Origin of the sequence: Bacillus sp. FSL W8-0102, from assembly GCF_038007225.1 — a bacterium.
Lineage (GTDB): Bacteria > Bacillota > Bacilli > Bacillales > DSM-4216 > Bacillus_O > Bacillus_O smithii.
Genome location: NZ_JBBOWT010000001.1, coordinates 628,471 through 646,714 on the forward strand (window position 1 = coordinate 628,471; position 18,244 = coordinate 646,714).

The following is an 18,244-nucleotide window of genomic DNA, read 5'->3' on the forward strand; positions in this document are numbered from 1 at the left end:
GGAGATTTTGGAAATATAGTATCATTCGATTTTCTCGATGGTTGATTATTAAACGAAAGACCAATTGGTTTAGGGATTTGAGAAGTCAGGAAAGATAAAACAAATCGTGGAAACATCATGTCAGTGAAAGGTTTTCACTATTTTATGGCGGGGTCTATCAGCGAATGATTGAAAGAGGATCGACTGCTATTTTGTTATCAGTCAAACAAAATAGCAGTTGTTGATCCATTTGGCTGATTACGGTTTTAATCCTAGAGCAGCTCCAAACCATTGAGAAGCGATCGTAAAGCAAATGTATGCGCATAGTTCACTGATTTGTTGCTCCGTAAAGGTAATTTTCAACAATTGAACAGTAGAATTTCCGGGCGAACCGTTCGTTTTCAACATGACTTCCGCGAAAGCGGCTGCAAGACTTGTGGATTCATCCAACTTTGATAAATCGGGCTTTCCTTTCGCTTTGCAATATTCGCATTGGTTTTGCTGCGCCAATGATCTTCTGATTTGTTCCTTTAAATCAGCTGAAAGTAATGAATCTTCCGAAAGCACATTGCTTAGTGTGTTCCATTTTTCTAATATTTCCTTATTGTGTCCTAACAACTGTTGAAAGGGGGTTTCCCCATTTTTTGAAAATGAAATTCTGGCTTCCATATTCTCACTCCTTTTCTTTTATTATAAAATGTGGATATTTAATTACCATTTCAAATATAATGAAAATAAAAATAATATGTTTTATATGAAATGAATTTTAAAAGGACGGTTTGCAAATGAAAATAGATGAAATCGATATACGAATTTTGCAGGAATTGAAGAAAAATGCACGGTTGTCGATGAGAGAACTAGGCAAAAAAATAAACCTTTCCCCTCCGTCCGTAGCAGAGCGGGTAAGACGCTTGGAAGATCAAGATGTCATTGAAGGATATACGGTTTCCATTAATCGAAAAAAATTAGGGTTTGCGATCGATTGTTTGATGGAAGTATCGATTAAAAATGGCGAATATCAACGATTTCAGCAATATATTGAGAGTCATCCTCGGATGGTGTTTTGTTATCGAATTACCGGGGAATCTTGTTATATGGTCAAGCTGTCTGTCGTGAGTTTAAAGGAAATAGAGGATTTTATTAATGAGGTATGTACTTTTGCTAAAACCGTTTCCCATATCGTGATTTCGGAAGTGAAGCCCCAACCTGATGCAGAGTGGCAGCTGCCTATTTTACAAAATGAAAAATAGAAAGGCGGGGATTTGGCTTTATTTTGAATCATTTTTGCCTTTGGGAAAAGGGGAATGATTGTTGTCAATTTTTTAATAAACAGAATTATCGAATAAATATGTCTTTGTTATTTTAAAGATATTTAGAAATAATTTTTATTTAGTATAATGAAATAGGATAGGACAATATTCAAGCTGATCAGGGGGCGTTAATATGATACAAGCTATGAAAAATCAGCGTGAGCTACGCCCCTGTCTATATATTGGTTCATCATTGCAAGATAAAGATCATGTCAAATTCTTATTTTACAGAAGAAGGGTGCAACGATGATGGATGCAGTTTTTACTCCGCTTGGAGATTCCGCCGTGACGATTGATTTCGGAGAAGGAATCTCATTAGAGAAAAACCGGAAAATTTTGAATCTGGCAAGCGCCATAAATGAGAAGCCGTTTCGTGGATTTTTAGAGGCTGTTCCTGCATATACAACTTTAACGGTTTTTTACAATCCGGTTGAAGTGGGCGGGAATGATCCGTATGAACAGGTTTGCCAACATTTGAAGGAGCGAATGAGTCATGGAATCCAGTATAAGATTCCGGAAAGAAAAGTGTGCATTCCCGCTTGTTATGATGAAGAATTTGGTCTTGATTTAGAAGAAGTGGCCAAATCAAACGGCTTATCAGTCGAAAAAGTGATTGAAATTCATTCATCCGCCAGCTATCACGTTTATTTTCTTGGCTTTGCCCCAGGGTTTCCTTTTTTGGGAGGAATGGATCCATCCATCGCGACTCCAAGAAAAAAATCACCCCGACTGAAAGTTCCGGCAGGTTCTGTTGGAATTGCCGGATATCAAACAGGGATTTATCCGATAGAAACACCTGGAGGCTGGCAGATAATAGGCAGAACTCCAATTTCTTTATTTCATCCTGATCGAAATCCGCCCACCTTTTTGCTTCCGGGTGATGAGATTCGATTTGTTCCGATTACAAAAGACGTTTATGAAAATTGGGAGGATCAAACATGGGAATTCACGTCACAAAAGGAGGAATGTTAACGGTTGTTCAGGATTTGGGGCGATTCGGATACCAGTCCTACGGTTTTATTGTAAGCGGCGCCATGGATGCTTTTGCCATGAAAATAGCGAATATTACTGTAGGGAATCCTGAAAACGAAGCGGTATTAGAAATGAATTTCGTCGGACCGACATTGCTGTTTGAGGAAAATATGGTGATCAGCTTATTTGGTGCGGATATGTTGCCTGAAAAAAATGGAGAGGCGATTGCACACGGTAAACCGATCTCTGTGAAAAAAGGAGATGTTCTTCGGTTCCATGCGGCAGTGAAAGGAAGCCGCTGCTATTTAGCCGTAAAAGGAGGGTTTGATCTTCCCCCTGTTTTAAACAGCAAAAGTACTCATTTAAGTGCAAAAATTGGCGGGTTTCATGGAAGAAAACTCGAGTCCGGGGACAGGATTCCGATTCGACAGCCCAGCCGGATCCTTCCTGTTTCTTGGGGAATTGGAAACAGCTATCACCATTATATAGGGACGGAAGACCATACGATTCGATTTACGAAAGGGCGCCAATATGATTGGTTTACGGAAGAAGCGATTTCCCGATTTCAATCCGAGACGTTTCAAATTACTCCTCAGTCGGATCGAATGGGATATCGTTTAGAAGGACCTTCCTTAAGTTTGAAGAAAAACAAGGAATTAATCACAGAGGGAGCAACATTCGGCTCCATACAAGTGCCTCCGAACGGTCAGCCCATTATCTTGATGGCCGACAGACAACCAACGGGCGGCTATCCAAAGATTGGCCAGGTGATTCAGGCGGATTTGCCGAAACTGAGTCAAATGCGGCCCGGAGATACGATCCAATTTCAGGAGATTAGCTTGAAAGAAGCGCAGCAAATACTGATCCAAGTCCATCGAGAGCTTGCGTATTTAAAAGCGGCTGTCACATTAAAATGGAAGGATGTTGCCTATGTTTAAAGTGGATCTCAATTGTGATATGGGAGAAAGTTTTGGTCGGTATACTCTTGGCAATGACAAAGAAATGATGGCTTATATCTCCTCGGCCAACATTGCATGCGGTTTTCATGCAGGCGATCCGAACATCATGGATCAAACCGTAAAGCTGGCATTAGAGCACAACGTAAGTATTGGCGCCCATCCCGGTTTATTGGATTTACACGGCTTCGGCCGAAGAAATATCCAGATTACCCCTGAAGAGGCTTATCAGCTGGTAGTCTATCAAGTGGGTGCATTGCAAGGATTCGTTCAAGCGAATGGTGGAAAACTCCATCATGTGAAACCGCATGGTGCGCTCTATAATATGGCCGCCGTCCAAAAAGAACTGGCGGATGCTATTGCCTTGGCCGTTTACCGAATCGATCCTGAAATCGTACTGTATGGACTTTCAAACAGTGAATTGACGAAAGCAGGTGAAGCGATCGGTCTTAAAGTCGCGCATGAAGTGTTTGCTGATCGCACTTATCAAAAGGATGGAACATTAACGCCGAGAAACATGCCGAATGCTTTGATTACGAGTGAAGAAGCCGCCATCCGACAAGTTGTGAAAATGGTAAAAGAACAAAAAGTGGTCACAGCCGATCATCATGAAATCAGTATTCAAGCAGATACGATTTGCCTCCATGGAGACGGAAAGACTGCTCTTTTATTTGCCAAGCGTATTCATGAAATATTTCAAGCAGAAGGAATTAAAATCGAGACCGTATAAAGGAAGAAAAGAGAATGGCGCCTTTACTGAGACAAAAAAGAAAAAGGATTGATCGTTCCCACTTTTTAGCCCGTTTGTGATAGAAGAATCAATAGCGACACTGTACCGAATCCTTTGTTAAACTTTCAGGCTGGCCCCACTGTTGTACCGGTGGACCAGCCTGGTGAATTCAAGAGTTTACCAGCGGTGTGCTTTCGCGTTTCTTCTTAAAATAAAATTGGTTTTTGACATTTCGGTATGCCCATTCACTTGTGATTTGGAGCGTTTTGGTCTTGTCCAATTGTGGTGAAAAAGTTCTGAGTGTGGATCAAGCTGATCTTTATAACTCATCTTATCACCTCTTTGAAAGGATAGGCGATATTCAACGAGGAATATCATATATAGGTTTTGTAACATCGAAAGAAATATTCTTTCGATGAAGTATTGGTGCTTTTCCAATTTTCCCAAAATAAAATAAGAGGAAGGAAAAACGTACTGTTTGCCGATAGCGCCGTCAAAAGATGCTCAGCGGCTAAAGCCATTGATAAGGAATGAAAAACTTGTAAGATTTTGTGACATGTAATACAATAAAGAAAAAATAAAAAATTCTAATAATTAAAATAAAACAAAAGGAGGATATGTTGAAAATGATGGGTTATGGAAATAGTTGGGAAAATTTTTCGATAACATAGGTGTTTTCATTTCAAATATCGAGGAAAGGCAAGTAGAGGGGCTTTCACCGGATATTTCTATTTTATATTTAAGGAATTTTCAGATTCTTTTCAAAATGGTTCTGGTTTTGTTGAATTTTATTGTATAATAGTAAGAAATAGCATGAGTGGTGGAGTGAAGGAAGCGTGTGAAACAGGAAAGTCTTCCTAAAACTCTTTTTTTGTTTGCTGAAAATAATTTTTCGGCGGACAAGCCCCCTTATTTGCATATCGCTTTTTCTCTTGCCATTCTGTCCAATCGGCAGTGTAGCTGAGGCGAAAAACGTTCTTTAAGGAACAGGAAAAACACAACTTTTTATTACATGGAAGCAGTGCGTATGAAAAGAAAGGATGAAACAAATGTCAGATAACAGATCTTTGCAGCGTGGTTTAAAGAACCGGCATATTCAGCTAATTGCTATTGGGGGGGCAATCGGCGTAGGGCTGTTCTTGGGTTCGGGGAAATCGATCCATTTTGCCGGGCCTTCTATTATGCTCGTTTATTTGATCACGGGGATTATGCTCTTTTTCATGATGCGCGCCTTGGGAGAATTGCTGCTTTATCGGCCGACGACAGGTTCGTTTACGGATTTTGCTGAAACGTTTATCGGACCGTGGGCAGGGTTTATTACAGGTTGGACCTATTGGTTTTGTTGGATTGTGACCGGAATAGCCGAAATCACAGCCGTAGGTTTGTATGTGAAATTCTGGTTCCCCGACTTGCCTCAATGGATCCCTGCGCTTATATGTGTTCTTGTATTGTTTGCAATCAATATGGCAACAGTAAAAGCGTTCGGAGAGATGGAATTTTGGTTTGCGATTATTAAGGTTGTGACGATTGTAGCCTTAATAGTCATTGGATTGATTTTGGTTTTTACCGGATATAAAAGCCACGGCACCCATGCTACGTTTTCTAATCTTTGGAGCCACGGCGGGATTTTTCCGAATGGAGTTTCCGGATTTCTGCTGGCTTTCCAAATGGTCGTGTTCGCCTATGTTGGAATTGAACTTGTGGGGGTGACAGCCGGTGAAGCGGAAAACCCGGAAGTTACTTTGCCAAAAGCGATTAACAATATACCCATTCGCATTTTGATTTTTTACATCGGCGCTTTACTTGTCATTATGTCGATTTATCCGTGGAATGGGGTCGATCCGAACAGCAGTCCATTTGTGAAAGTGTTTTCGCTTATCGGCATTCCTGCTGCTGCAGGTATTATTAATTTTGTCGTGCTGACTTCAGCAGCTTCTTCCTGCAACAGTGGTATTTTTAGCACTAGCCGAATGCTTTATACGCTGGCAAACGAAGGAAAAGCGCTGAGGAAGCTGAAAGAGCTGAATGATCAAAGCGTTCCTGCACCTGCTCTTATCACTTCAACGCTTGTGCTTTTGATCGGTGTTTTATTAAACTATTGGCTGCCGGATCAAGTGTTCACGTTGGTGACGAGCATTTCAACCATTTGCTTTATATGGGTATGGGGCGTTATATTAATCGCTCATTTGCGATTCCGGAAATTAAAACCGGAAGAGGCTGAGAAAATTTCATTTAAAATGCCGTTTGCTCCTGTTTCAAACTGGATTGTGCTAGCCTTCTTTGTATTTATTCTTGTCGTGCTCGGACTGGCCGATGATACGCGGGTAGCTTTGTTTGTCACCCCGGTATGGTTTATTCTTCTGGCCATTGCGTATGGAATTACGAAGAGAAAACAAAAAGGCGCGTTGTAAAATTTCAATCCTTTAGATGCAAGAACCCCGTTCCGAATTTGGAACGGGGTTCTTTTCGGGCATCGGCGGCCGATACTATCACAGGAAATATCTACGGATGTCGTGAGATTAATATTGCCGATACACATAAGGATCTTTTGGTTTTGGTATTTCTTCCCATTTGGTTACTTTTAAATAAGGAATATTTTCTTTAAATGGCTGATAATAAGTGGTTTCCAGCGTTCCTTCTACTTGCAGCCATTCATCTTTGTGTATTTGGGACTTCATGTCTTTTGGAAACTCGACAAGCATTCCATATACTCCGGCATCGGCAATGCAATGGATAATCCCGAAGCGGAGAACAAATAATTGATTGTTTTCAATGTCATCTGTTCGATATGCGAATCCTTTTAAAACAACTTTTTTGTCAATAAAATTGCCCGGATGGTTATAAATGGATTCCAACGCTCGAAAATAATGTTTATCGTCCAGAACGATCCGGTTTTCGGATCCATATTTTTTCAAATCATTTTTGTCTATTTGATTATAGGCAATTTTGTCGTAATAAGGGCTGGCATCTGGACGCAAAATTTGATGGTTGGCATATTGATCGGTATCGTTGTCGATAAAAGAAAAGTGAAAACCTTTCGCTTTTACGATTGTGGAGTCCAATGTTGCTGCCGGCAAAAAAATGCCCGTTATGATAGGAATCAGCATCATAGTATAAGTGAATACTTTTTTTAAAATCGTATCTTCGTCATGGGAATGATCGTGGCCATGGTCGTGATCGTGATCGTGATTGTGATCTTTACGTTTATCGCCTCTTGCCCATTGAATCAATTGATACAACGTTAAAAAGCCCATCAAAAAGATCATGCTGAAGGAAAGATACGAATATTTCATATTAATATATTTGCTGATATCTCCTTTGGCGTGAAGCATCATAAAAAAATACGTGAAGCCGAATAAAATGATAATCCTGAGCATGATAAACACCTCCTATACAAAGTCCTCCGTCAATCGCTTGAAAAGGTAATTCCGAAAAAGCCTATGTTTTTTTGATGTCTCCTGGCTAGATCATTAATGCTCCGACAAAAACACATACAGCTATCAGTGAAACAAGCACAAACACAAACCGTTTTTGAAAAGCATCAAGCATCATGAATAAATTTTTGATATCCACCATCGCTCCGAACACTAAAAAAGCAATAATCGGACCTGTTCCGAAAAGCCCGGAAAAAGAAGAGGCGATAAATGCATCGGCTTCTGAACAAATCGACAGGATAAAAGCCAGCGCCATCATGACTAAGACAGCCGTTATTTTCGAATGACCGAATTCAAGCAAAGTGCTCGTTTTGAAAAAGGTTTGCATGGCGGAAGAAATCAGGGCTCCAAAAATTAAAAATTTCCCAACAGAGAAAAATTCGTCAATGGCATGGTCGATGGTTCCGACTATTTTCGAGCGAAGGCTCATTTTATGAGAACCATGTGAATGATTGTGAGCAAAATGATCGATCGATTGTCTTAATTGTTGATCATTAAATATATAAGAAATGGCAATGCTTACGACTATGGAAACTCCAATGGCTAAGCTGCAGCGATACAGCGCCATTTTCCAACTGTCCCCGAAAGCGACGAAAGTTGAAAATATGACAATAGGATTTATAATCGGGCCGCTCAACATAAAAGCAATGGCGGCATGGAGAGGAACATTTTTTTGTACAAGTCGTCGTGTAATGGGAACGATGCCGCATTCGCAGCCTGGAAACAACGATCCAATACAAGAGCCAAGAGCGGCGGAAGCAAAACGATTGGCTGGGATCATTTTGGCGATCATTTCCTCTGTTACAAACATTTGAATCAACGCTGACAAAAATACGCCGATGACAACAAACGGCAAAGCTTCGATGATGATACTGATGAAAATGGTATTCATTTGTAATAATGTTTGACTCATTGATTTCCACCTCGAATATTCTAGTGTAAGTCTAGACGAACAAAGGGTAGAAATACACTCAAGCACAATAAAAAGAAGCTTAAAAGAAAGAGTGTAAATGATCCATCATGAATCTGAAAGAACTCTGTTTCAATTCCTTCGTATTGGATCCAATAATATTATCAGATGTTTTTATCAAATCACTATCCATATCAACAGTCAAGCAATCTGTTAATCTGTCGGACAGTATAAGAATTTATCAATGGTCCATGGGAAATATGAGAGTCATTCTTGACGACGATGTTGCATGTCTACAAAGCAAAAGAATGCCATATGTCATCATATCAAAATGGATCGGTTCATACGAGTGGAAAATAGTAGACAATTAGACAAACTTTTAACGGATTTCCGAAAGAAGTCTCCCATCCTCAAGGAATGTGCAGGGCGTAGCCCAATGAGTAGGTGGGAGATGAATTTCGGTTGGCGATAGCCAACTAATAGGATAGAATATGGCTAGAACGGACACCTTCGGAACGAAGGGAAGCGTAAAGGGTTCTTGTGTGTGGCTTACCGTTCAGCGAACACGCACAAGTCGCTTGAAGCCCCAACCTCTAAGCGAAGCGTAGGTGGTGGGTAGTTCACATATCCCGGTTAAAAGAAAATGGTCAACGGAAAAAGAGGAGAAGCGTTAAGCGAGACTTTGAATTTGGACCGATACGACAGACATCGCCGTTATGGAGATTAGCGGAAAGAAATGGGCTTCAATGAACAAAGCCCACGATAAGATTTCTTATCGTGGGTTTTGTTCAATCGATTATTTATTGATTGATATTGTAAAATGCTTTTTTCACATCAATCTTTTCTTTGATCACCTTATTTCTGTAAAGCCAATCGTTAACATGTTCCCAAACTTCTTGATCTTGATAACCAAATGGCTTGTCTTTGCTGTTCATTAAAGGAAGCAGGATATTCAAACTTTTTGTTTCTACTTGTTTATCAAGAGGGAAACTGTCGTTTTCATGGTCAAGCAGAATCTTTAAACCGGCTTGAGGGTTTTTAGTAACTTCTGATTGCCCTTTTGCAACAGCTTTCCAGAACTTTTTATACACATCCTTCTTTTCTTGAAGTCCTTTTTCGCTTGCAACCAAAACAAGCTCATAATAATCAGGAACACCATATTGAGCCGGGTTAAATATCCGTACAGGATGCCCTTCTTTTTCTAAAAGGATGCGTTCATGATTGATATAGCCGCCAATAATGCCATCTACTTTCTTGGAGGTGATCGCTGGAATTAAATCAAAGCCGACATCCGTCATTTTGACTTTTTTTGGATTGCCGCCGTCTGTTTGGATCATCGTATTTAATATGGCTTGTTCTATATCGATAGATGAATAGCCGATATTTTTTCCTTCCAAATCTTTAGGACGGTGGATTGAGCTGTTAGTTGGAACCATTATACAATCAAGTGGATGTCTGACAATGGCCGCTAAAGATACAACCGGGATTCCTTCGGCACGGGAAACGATTAATTGCGGCTGGTAGCTAATCGCTAAGTCGACTTTTCCTGCCGCGACAAGTTTCAACGGATCGTTGGTTTCAGCCGGCATTTTAATGTCAACATCAAGCCCTTCTTTGGCAAAATAACCTTTTTCTTTCGCTGTATAAATGGCGGAATGGACAGCATTTGGATACCAATCCAGCATGATCGTTACCTTTTGCTTTCCATCCTTAGTCTTTGCTGTATCTTGTTGTGAGGAACAACCCGCTGCAATCAATACGAACAACAAACTTACACCAATCAATCGGATGATTTTTTTCATGATTCAACACCCATTTCTATGATTTTCTATTCCATTTTAAAAAGCTTTTTTCAATGAAAGTGGCTATACTAAATAAAACCAATCCTAGAACCGTTAATAAAGAAACGGCTGCAAATACCCCTTCGGCATTTAAATTTCCCGACATTCTTCTCGTGTAATATCCAAGTCCTTCGCTGGCTCCAAGCCATTCACCGATGGTAGCGCCAACGATGGAATAGATAACCGCCATCTTGATGCCAGAAAAAAGAGAAGGCATGGCAAAAGGAACTTCTACTTTTATAAAAATTTTCCATCTGGACGCTCCCATGGACCGTAACAGATCCACATAATCTTGATCGATATTTTTGAATCCATCATAGCAGCTGATCACGATAGGGAAAAAAGCAACCAGCACCGTTACAGCGATTTTGCTCCAAATGTCGTATCCAAACCAAAGGACAAAGATGGGCGAGAGGGCAATGACAGGAATCGTTTGAGAAAACAAGACAAAAGGATAAAGCATTTTTTCTACCAGCTTGGAAAAGTGCATGGCGAGTGCGATGGTGATCCCGCCTGCGAAAGAAAAAGCAAAACCGATCAAAGCTTCTTTCAACGTTGCCGGTGTATGTACCCATAACAAAGCCTGTTTCTGTTCGTAAAGCATTTCTAACACTTTGGAAGGAGCAGGAATGATAAAAGATGGGACTTTTCCGGTTCTTGCCGCCCACTCCCACAGAGAAACGACAATGATGACCAAGAGCCCGAATGCTCCATAATCTGCTAACAATCTCTTTAACTTACTCATTGGCAATCTTCTTTTCTATTGTTTTTCGATAGGTTTGTACTTCTGGCCAATAAACCATGTCGACACTCCTAGGTCTAGGCAAATCCACGATGATTTCTTCCACTTTATGGTCAGCGTGTAACAGCAAAATTTTATCGCTTAACAAAATGGCTTCTTCTAAGTCATGTGTGATAAATAAGATGGTGTTGTCCAATTCCTTCCAAATCGATAACAGCCAATCGTGCATTTCTCTCTTTGTCAAAGCGTCGAGAGCAGCGAAAGGTTCATCGAGGAGCAAAACTTCGCTTCCCATAAAAAGTGTTCGCAGAAATGCCACCCTTTGTCTCATGCCTCCGGAAAGCTGTTTTGGCAAAGCGTCCTTCCAACGAATCAAGCCAATGCGTTTCAGCCATTCTTCAGCATCGGCTTTCGTCAAGTTTCGCTTATTTTGAACTTCCAAAGGGAGCATGATGTTGTCTATCACGGTACGCCACGGCAGTAGTAAATCTCGTTGGGGCATATAACCAACACTACCGGGGCCCGGAGTTTTTCCGTTGACGGAAATGATCCCTTCCTCACATGGAAACAAGCCGGCAATCAGTTTTAATAGTGTACTTTTCCCTGTCCCGCTTTTTCCGATTAATGAAACAAATTCTCCTTTTTCGATATGAGCGGAAAAGTTAAAGATGACCGGTTTTGTTTCACCGGGATAGGTATAGGAAACATTTTCTAAACACACAGACATTTTTCGTGTTCCTCCTTTCCTCTTGAGTTTTCCTTTTCTCTTTGAGGCGGGAATGATGAAAAAAACCCGCTCTTCAGCCTAAAGAGCGGGTTCATCTTCAATGTCCATTTCAAAAAGACTCCACCACTTCCCTACGCTGGCATTACCCATCTCAGGTTCAAAGGGTTTAGAACGAACGTTCAATCTCAGCCTTGTCGGCTCCCCTAGTGTGTTGTAAGCAACTATTAAATTCTTATAGTCTATCGTAGCAAAATCATTCAGAAAAGTAAAACGTAATCGAAACATTTTGTTATAAAAAACTTTTTGGCTAGTTGTATAATCAAATGCAACAAGCATAAAAAATGAAAAACCATAGATAAACCACGTATGATTAAGTCGACTAAAACAATATCGATACGGAGGATTTATCTATGGCAATTACTAATTCTACCATAGGAGCTCGGCATTTCAAACACTTAACGGCTTATGACCGTGGGAAAATTGCGGCCTTACACGCTGCTGGTAAGACTCAACAGGAGATTGCAGATTATGTTGGTTGTCACAAAAGCACCATCTCCCGTGAGTTAAGAAGAGGTACAGTGCCACAAAGAAAAAGCAACGGGAAAATTGTTCATGTCTATTTTCCAGACACAGGTCAACTTCTCTATGAGAGAAACAGGAAAGCCTGTGGCCGCAAGCTAAAACTAGACGATGCCATCGAGTTTATTAAGTATGCCGAAACTCAGATCCTTGATAAGAAATGGTCTCCTGATGCGGTATGTGGGAGAGCCAAACGTGATGGGAAATTCAAAGACAAAATGGTTTGCACCAAGACCCTTTATAACTATATTGATCTAGGACTTATAGGCGTTAAAAACATTGACCTACCTATGAAAATTACCCTGAACACCAAGAAAAAACGTAACCGGAAGAATAAGAAGATCTTAGGACGCAGTATCGATGAGCGACCAATTGAAGTCAATGAACGCCAAGAGTTTGGTCACTGGGAAATTGATACGGTTATAGGCAAGAAGACTAAAGATCAGGCCTTATTGACTCTTACTGAGCGCAAAACCCGTAAAGAAATAATTTTGAGAGTGACAGCCAAGGATAGTCTATCCGTTTCAGAAGTCATATCTCAGTTGAAAGTGTCTTATGGTAATCGGTTCTCTAAAGTGTTTAAAACCATTACGGCTGATAACGGTTCTGAATTTGCTGACCTCGGCCTTAGTGTTGAAAAAGATCTAACAGAGGTTTATTTTACACACCCTTACACATCCTGTGAACGAGGAACCAACGAGCGTCATAATGGCCTTATTAGGCGCTTCATACCAAAGGGGAGACCCATTTCCTCTGTGGCAGACGAAACCATTACCTATGTTGAAAATTGGTGTAACCATCTTCCAAGGAAGATCCTCAATTATCGTACACCTGAGGAGTGTTTCCAAATAGAGTTAGCTGGCTTAGCTTCTTAACCTTAAGCCAGCTAACCCAAAGGGTTGGTTTTTAGCAACTTGACAAAGAGCCTCTGCGGGCATGGCTACCAGCCATGAAGCCAGGTATACGGTACTGGCTGGGCCAACCAGGCTACCATGCCCACCACTCCACGTCAAGTCGCGCAGAGTGTCCCGATTCTACTTAATCATGGGTTATCTGGTCTTTCAATACTTGTTGCATTTAATATTGCAATTTAAGTAAAAAACTTTTTCATTTAGTATAAATGAAAGGTTTGTTTTAAAATATGAAAAATTTATAAACATTATATAAATTCAGATAATTATTATCCGTTATGGAGTATAATGGTTAAAAATTGGAAAGGGGAGAATCTCTTTGAAAAAAGTGGTAAATTTAATTACTAAAAAAACGATGGCAATCGCTCCGGCTTATGATCTTGAACATGAATCCATCATTTATGAAGTGGACCGCACGTTTTTCAGCAAAAAACGTCCGCTGGAAATTTTGGATGATGCCTGCATTTGTCGTTGTTCCACTTATGAGGGAAGAATTCGTGCTGTCCGAAGAAAATTAGGTCACTATAAAAAAACTCCTCTGATGATTTCTCCGGATGAAATGCTCTACGCCTTTCCTACTAAATCACCTGAACGATATGATTGTATATGGGTTTTTCCGCGTCATGTGAAAGATTGGAGAGAGGCAGGGGAGAATGCGTTGATGGTTCGATTTTTTAACGGATTGGAAATTACCGTCAATTGTTCCTCTTACACTTTCAAGCGTCAAAAAGAAAAAACAGCGGACTGCTTAATGCACTTTTCTGATCCTCCGTTTGTACATATTAAAGGGTTTTCAGCAATCAAAAAGGAAACGGAGAAGATTTAAAATTTACTTTTCATTTGCCATAAGGGAATCCTATTTTTAGGATCAGCTCTTTTGGAGCGATTCTTTCTTCATCAGTTTTTCTGATTTGTTTTTGCACAATTTTGCAAACGATTTCTTTTTGTGGGGTTGATGTACTGAAAGGCTGATTCACTAGAGCTGTTTTTCTTTTAGAAAGGATTTTGCTGTGAATCAGCTTTTTTTATTTTACCGAATCGTGTATGGAAATTCTTTAATAGTGCCAAAACAAGATGAAGATTGAATTGGGTCAAAAGTTCTAAAATCTAGTGGACGATCACAAATGAGAAAATATGATTATGCCACCGATAACAAGAAAGAATAATAGAATTTTTGGAGGAAATGGAATCAATGATCGTAAAAACGAAATAATTAGTAGTTGCATTATTTTTCGTTATTATTCTATAATTTTTAGTGTGATAATTGAATAACGAGTTAAATCCTCATCAATTGATGGGGTAGAGGTCGCGGCTTTTATGAGTAATTCGGACGAGATGCTGAGAACATTGACGACTCCGAAGGAAAGGAAAGGCCGCCGAAGTCCGTCCTGTTCTCAGAAGGCGCGGGCTGGGGCTGTATCCGAATAGGAACAGAACTGTCACGCTTTTTGCCCGTAAAGCGTGGAGCACTATCTGAAGAAGTATGATGAGGGGTATTTCTATATTTGCGCCATCGAATCTTCTTCGGTGGCGCTTTTGTTATTTAAAGCCAATAAGGATCAACGAGTTTTAATAATGAATCTGTTTAGGCAGTCATCACCGCTTTTTATCTGCAGCAGAATGATGGCAAAGGAGTGTTTAGTTGAATGGTGAAAGTACAAGACAGTAGAAATGCGACGGAGACGGGCAAGTTAAAAAGAGGACTTCGATCGCGTCATTTAACGATGATTTCTCTTGGGGGCACAATCGGTACCGGATTGTTTCTGGCCAGCGGCGGAGCGATTCATACGGCAGGGCCTGGGGGAGCGTTATTGTCTTATTTGATTATTGGAATTATGGTGTACTTTTTGATGACGAGTTTAGCGGAAATGGCTGCCTATATGCCGATCACCGGAAGTTTTAGTACGTATGCGACTAAATTTGTTGATCCTGCTTTAGGATTTGCCCTCGGTTGGAACTATTGGTATAACTGGGCCATTACCATCGCCGCAGAATTATCTGCTGTTACCATGATTATGAAATTTTGGTTTCCGCATAGCCCCTCATTGCTTTGGAGCGGACTTTTCCTATTGATTATGTTTATATTGAATTATTTAGCAGTAAGAGGTTTTGGGGAAGCGGAATATTGGTTTTCCCTTATTAAAGTAGTGACGGTCATTGTATTTATCGTCATGGGCACTTTGATGATTTTCGGCATTATTGGGGGAGAAGCTGTTGGATTTAAGAATTTTACGATCGGTGATGCTCCTTTCCACGGCGGATTCATGGCGATGCTGGGCATTTTTATGGCGGCCGGATTTTCTTTTCAAGGTACTGAGCTTCTTGGGATTACGGCCGGTGAAACCGATGATCCGGAAAAAAATATTCCAAAAGCGGTCCGGCAAGTCTTTTGGAGAATTCTTTTATTCTATGTATTAGCTATTTTAGTCATTAGCCTTCTAATTCCTTATACAAATCCAAACCTTGCAAACGATGATGTCTCGGTTAGTCCGTTTACGCTCGTTTTTCAAAAAGCAGGGATTGCTTTTGCGGCGTCTGTCATGAATGCCATAATTTTGACGGCGGTTTTATCTGCCGGAAACTCCGGAATGTATGCTTCTACAAGAATGTTGTGGAATTTGGCTATGGAAGGAAGTGCGCCAAAATTTTTAGCTAAATTGGATAAACGAGGAGTTCCCGTTAATTCCTTGATTGTGACCGCACTGGTCGGCTGTCTTGCCTTTTTGGCTTCCCTTTTTGGTGATGGGGTTGTGTATACATGGCTGCTAAACGCTTCCGGCATGACGGGATTTATCGCGTGGCTTGGCATTGCCATTAGCCATTACCGGTTCCGCAAAGCTTACGTTGCCCAAGGCCGCAAGTTGGAAGACCTTCCTTACAGAGCGAAGTTTTTCCCGTTTGGTCCTATTTTTGCCTTTGTACTCTGTACAATCGTTATTTTGGGGCAAAATTATTCTGCGTTTATCGGCGAGAAAATCGATTGGCACGGCATACTAGTTTCCTATATCGGCATTCCTGTTTTTCTCGTATTTTGGTTTGGTTATAAAATTGTAAAGAAAACAAAAGTGGTTTCATTAAAGGATGTTCAATTCAAATAAGTTTTGTAAAGAATGCTTATCCCCGCATGGTCCATCCATGCTGGGATTTTTCTTTGACTACGGGATCTATTGGAGTTTATGTCTGTTTATTTGCACCGTTGGCCAATAAAAAAGGAGAACAGACACCCGTGGTATTCCGTGAATTAGACAGAATAGGTATCGTGACGAACGATTAATGGAAAGAAAACTGTGTTCAAACATGAAGGAATAAAGTCGAGAAATTCGTTTCATTCTACCGTTTTCAGTATTGGGCGAGTGGGCGTAAAAAAAGAACCTTTGAGAGATCAAAGGTTCTTTTTGGATCGGGAAGACAGGATTTGAACCTGCGACCCCTACGTCCCGAACGTAGTGCTCTACCAAGCTGAGCTACTTCCCGGTATTTTTTCGACATTGATTATTATATACCTTATCACTGATTTTGTGAACTGCCTAAAAGTTATTTTTATTTTCGAAATTTTTTGTAACAGATTGATCGTTATAATAGTAAAAATAAAGAGCACCGACGGAAAATCGGTGCTCAATAGGTAGGTGTGGTAGACCTCGTGGTTTACCAACCAAAACCTTATCACAATTGAAAGAATATCAGATTATGTCGAACTTTGTCGATGAAAAAATAATGGTTATACTTCCGATTTGTAGGAATTGTTGTTTGCGAAGTTATGAAACATGGTGTGGATATGTGGATTACCTTTAAATTCACATCTGCGAAATAAACTATGAACTTGTTCTTCCGCTATATCTATGTCGATGAGGTGTAATTCCTTCTATGTTGGTTACCCCCTCGAATTTGTGATAATGACCGCCTTCAGAAAGGGGAATAGCCGGACCAGTAACCCCGCGGATCATATGTCGATGTCCATCATTAAAATAAGTAAAAGCAAAATATCTATGTGTATGTTGAGATGTGTTTAGGGCGGGTTCAGTAATTCCGATAAATCTATGGTTATGCCCCGCGTTATAAGAGGTAGCTCCTCTAAAGCTGTGGACATGGAGAGAGATAAGCCTTCCGTCCCATGAGTTGACGTAAAGTGGATGAGAATGAACGGGGGCAGAATCATTCGAATGATACGTGTATACGGAAACGGGTATCTCCATCAGCAAAACTCCTTTTCATTTTTTTATATTGTATGGGAAAAAGTCTAAAAAAGAGTGGGGATTTGCCTGAAGTGGATAGAACGATAGTTTGGCGGAATGATAGTGGTGGGTGAGCACCATCATTCGCACATCCACACTTATGTTCGACAATCAAACAGACATTCGAACAGATGGTGTAATATCGTTGGATAAAATGGCATTCACAAACTGGAACGACCCAACGTTCCAAACGGAAATGAAACGATTCCGAATAAAGGTTTAATGAAGGTGCGATGGGGCTAAGCAGAGAGCCGAGACGTTCATTAAATACGAAACGGGCATGAGAGCTGGATTTGAATACATCCTTGGCATCGTTAAACAGACGGCTTGGAATGTTTAAGAGTTTGGCTGCAAAGAATGGAAAGATGAACGAGAAACAAAATTTCTGGTTGTGCCTTTAAAAAATTTACAGATTGTTTCGGAACGATAATAAGGTTGTTTTCAGTGACGCATAGCTTCCTATAGCGGCATAGCCATAGAACCATCCCATAAAAATGCCCGCGATCAAGTGGTGGCGATGGCTGATGAACACAGAGAACAGCAATCCAATGATGACCGCTACCGCCGGTACATATTTTTTAGGGACTTTCAAAAAAATCTTTATAACTTGAGTTAGAATGAATACAACAGGTACAGCGATGAAAGCATCCCAGACATTTGTTTGTATGACAGGAAAATGGAAATTCATTCATTTCATCCCTTTCTTTCGTATGAGTAGTATTTGTTTATTTGTCAGGAAATAAACCATTTAGGTGCTAGTAGACCCGGATATTGAAGTTTGGGACATCCATACAGGAAAGCAGCCTGTCTTGCAGAATATTTTCTAAAAGGCTTTTAACGACAAACAGTCTTCTTGATTCTTCACTTTCCTTGAATCCATTTCATTCATTTGCTATAATGAGTGACATTCTAACTATAAAA

Annotated in this window: 17 protein-coding genes, 1 tRNA gene and 2 riboswitches; of the genes, 8 read left to right on the forward strand and 10 right to left on the reverse strand. The window is 40.4% G+C overall.

Annotated features, from left to right (window positions below):
- Positions 1-237 precede the first annotated feature (237 nt).
- Entirely contained in the window at positions 238-648 is a 411-nt protein-coding gene (locus N1I87_RS03005) for a carboxymuconolactone decarboxylase family protein (RefSeq protein ID WP_341100608.1), read from the reverse strand.
- A 116-nt stretch (positions 649-764) separates the two neighbouring features.
- On the opposite strand from N1I87_RS03005, the gene N1I87_RS03010 reads away from it, so the two are divergent.
- The 4 genes from N1I87_RS03010 to N1I87_RS03025 all read left to right on the forward strand — a co-directional run bounded on the left by N1I87_RS03010 (position 765) and on the right by N1I87_RS03025 (position 3,947).
- Positions 765-1,229, forward strand: a complete 465-nt coding sequence (locus tag N1I87_RS03010) for an Lrp/AsnC family transcriptional regulator (RefSeq protein WP_341100609.1) — start codon at positions 765-767, stop codon at positions 1,227-1,229.
- A gap of 306 nt (positions 1,230-1,535) precedes the next feature.
- Positions 1,536-2,261 carry a 5-oxoprolinase subunit PxpB gene (gene pxpB, locus N1I87_RS03015; RefSeq protein ID WP_341100610.1) on the forward strand — a complete coding sequence of 242 codons (726 nt, stop codon included), beginning with the start codon at positions 1,536-1,538 and terminating at the stop codon, positions 2,259-2,261.
- Complete coding sequence (locus tag N1I87_RS03020; RefSeq protein ID WP_341100611.1) at positions 2,228-3,199, forward strand: 5-oxoprolinase subunit C family protein; 972 nt, start codon at positions 2,228-2,230, stop codon at positions 3,197-3,199. The genes pxpB and N1I87_RS03020 overlap by 34 nt, the downstream gene beginning before the upstream one ends.
- Positions 3,192-3,947 (forward strand): LamB/YcsF family protein, encoded by a 756-nt coding sequence (locus N1I87_RS03025; protein WP_341100613.1) that lies wholly within the window; start codon positions 3,192-3,194, stop codon positions 3,945-3,947. Before N1I87_RS03020 ends, N1I87_RS03025 begins: the two co-directional genes overlap by 8 nt.
- 177 nt (positions 3,948-4,124) lie before the next feature.
- Here the strand turns inward: N1I87_RS03025 and N1I87_RS03030 are convergent, their stop codons facing one another.
- On the reverse strand, positions 4,125-4,277 hold the full coding sequence (locus N1I87_RS03030) for a YpzG family protein (protein ID WP_081473049.1): 153 nt from the start codon (positions 4,275-4,277) through the stop codon (positions 4,125-4,127).
- A 719-nt stretch (positions 4,278-4,996) separates the two neighbouring features.
- Here N1I87_RS03030 and N1I87_RS03035 point away from each other — a divergent pair.
- The gene (locus N1I87_RS03035; protein WP_341100614.1) at positions 4,997-6,358 is read left to right on the forward strand and encodes an amino acid permease; all 1,362 of its coding nucleotides are present in this window, start codon (positions 4,997-4,999) and stop codon (positions 6,356-6,358) included.
- 108 nt (positions 6,359-6,466) lie between these two features.
- Here N1I87_RS03035 and N1I87_RS03040 read toward each other — a convergent pair whose 3' ends face one another.
- The 5 genes from N1I87_RS03040 to N1I87_RS03060 form a co-directional block, all read right to left on the reverse strand.
- Positions 6,467-7,324: a TIGR03943 family putative permease subunit gene (locus N1I87_RS03040; protein ID WP_341100615.1), complete on the reverse strand. Its 858-nt coding sequence runs from the start codon at positions 7,322-7,324 to the stop codon at positions 6,467-6,469.
- A gap of 85 nt (positions 7,325-7,409) precedes the next feature.
- The gene (locus N1I87_RS03045) at positions 7,410-8,294 is read right to left on the reverse strand and encodes a permease (protein ID WP_341100616.1); all 885 of its coding nucleotides are present in this window, start codon (positions 8,292-8,294) and stop codon (positions 7,410-7,412) included.
- A 797-nt stretch (positions 8,295-9,091) separates the two neighbouring features.
- Entirely contained in the window at positions 9,092-10,093 is a 1,002-nt protein-coding gene (locus tag N1I87_RS03050) for an ABC transporter substrate-binding protein (RefSeq protein WP_048622679.1), read from the reverse strand.
- A gap of 16 nt (positions 10,094-10,109) precedes the next feature.
- Positions 10,110-10,877 (reverse strand): ABC transporter permease, encoded by a 768-nt coding sequence (locus N1I87_RS03055; protein ID WP_341100618.1) that lies wholly within the window; start codon positions 10,875-10,877, stop codon positions 10,110-10,112.
- Entirely contained in the window at positions 10,870-11,601 is a 732-nt protein-coding gene (locus N1I87_RS03060; protein ID WP_003353885.1) for an ABC transporter ATP-binding protein, read from the reverse strand. Before N1I87_RS03060 ends, N1I87_RS03055 begins: the two co-directional genes overlap by 8 nt.
- Before the next feature lie 111 nt (positions 11,602-11,712).
- A riboswitch (TPP riboswitch) is annotated at positions 11,713-11,816 on the reverse strand.
- 195 nt (positions 11,817-12,011) lie between these two features.
- On the opposite strand from N1I87_RS03060, the gene N1I87_RS03065 reads away from it, so the two are divergent.
- The 3 genes from N1I87_RS03065 to N1I87_RS03075 all read left to right on the forward strand — a co-directional run bounded on the left by N1I87_RS03065 (position 12,012) and on the right by N1I87_RS03075 (position 16,189).
- The gene (locus tag N1I87_RS03065; RefSeq protein ID WP_048622401.1) at positions 12,012-13,055 is read left to right on the forward strand and encodes an IS30 family transposase; all 1,044 of its coding nucleotides are present in this window, start codon (positions 12,012-12,014) and stop codon (positions 13,053-13,055) included.
- Between the two features lie 364 nt (positions 13,056-13,419).
- Positions 13,420-13,917, forward strand: coding sequence for a competence protein ComK (locus N1I87_RS03070; RefSeq protein WP_234395458.1), 498 nt, complete (start codon positions 13,420-13,422; stop codon positions 13,915-13,917).
- 466 nt (positions 13,918-14,383) lie between these two features.
- Positions 14,384-14,571: riboswitch (Lysine riboswitch) on the forward strand.
- A gap of 166 nt (positions 14,572-14,737) precedes the next feature.
- The gene (locus tag N1I87_RS03075; protein ID WP_341100620.1) at positions 14,738-16,189 is read left to right on the forward strand and encodes an amino acid permease; all 1,452 of its coding nucleotides are present in this window, start codon (positions 14,738-14,740) and stop codon (positions 16,187-16,189) included.
- A 302-nt stretch (positions 16,190-16,491) separates the two neighbouring features.
- Here the strand turns inward: N1I87_RS03075 and N1I87_RS03080 are convergent.
- The 3 genes from N1I87_RS03080 to N1I87_RS03090 form a co-directional block, all read right to left on the reverse strand.
- Positions 16,492-16,565, reverse strand: a tRNA-Pro gene (locus tag N1I87_RS03080).
- A gap of 338 nt (positions 16,566-16,903) precedes the next feature.
- A complete protein-coding gene (locus N1I87_RS03085) occupies positions 16,904-17,284 on the reverse strand; it encodes a YmaF family protein (RefSeq protein WP_341100621.1) in 381 nt (126 codons plus the stop codon).
- Positions 17,285-17,729: 445 nt separating this feature from the next.
- Entirely contained in the window at positions 17,730-18,011 is a 282-nt protein-coding gene (locus tag N1I87_RS03090) for a hypothetical protein (RefSeq protein WP_048622683.1), read from the reverse strand.
- Between the last annotated feature and the right edge of the window lie 233 nt (positions 18,012-18,244).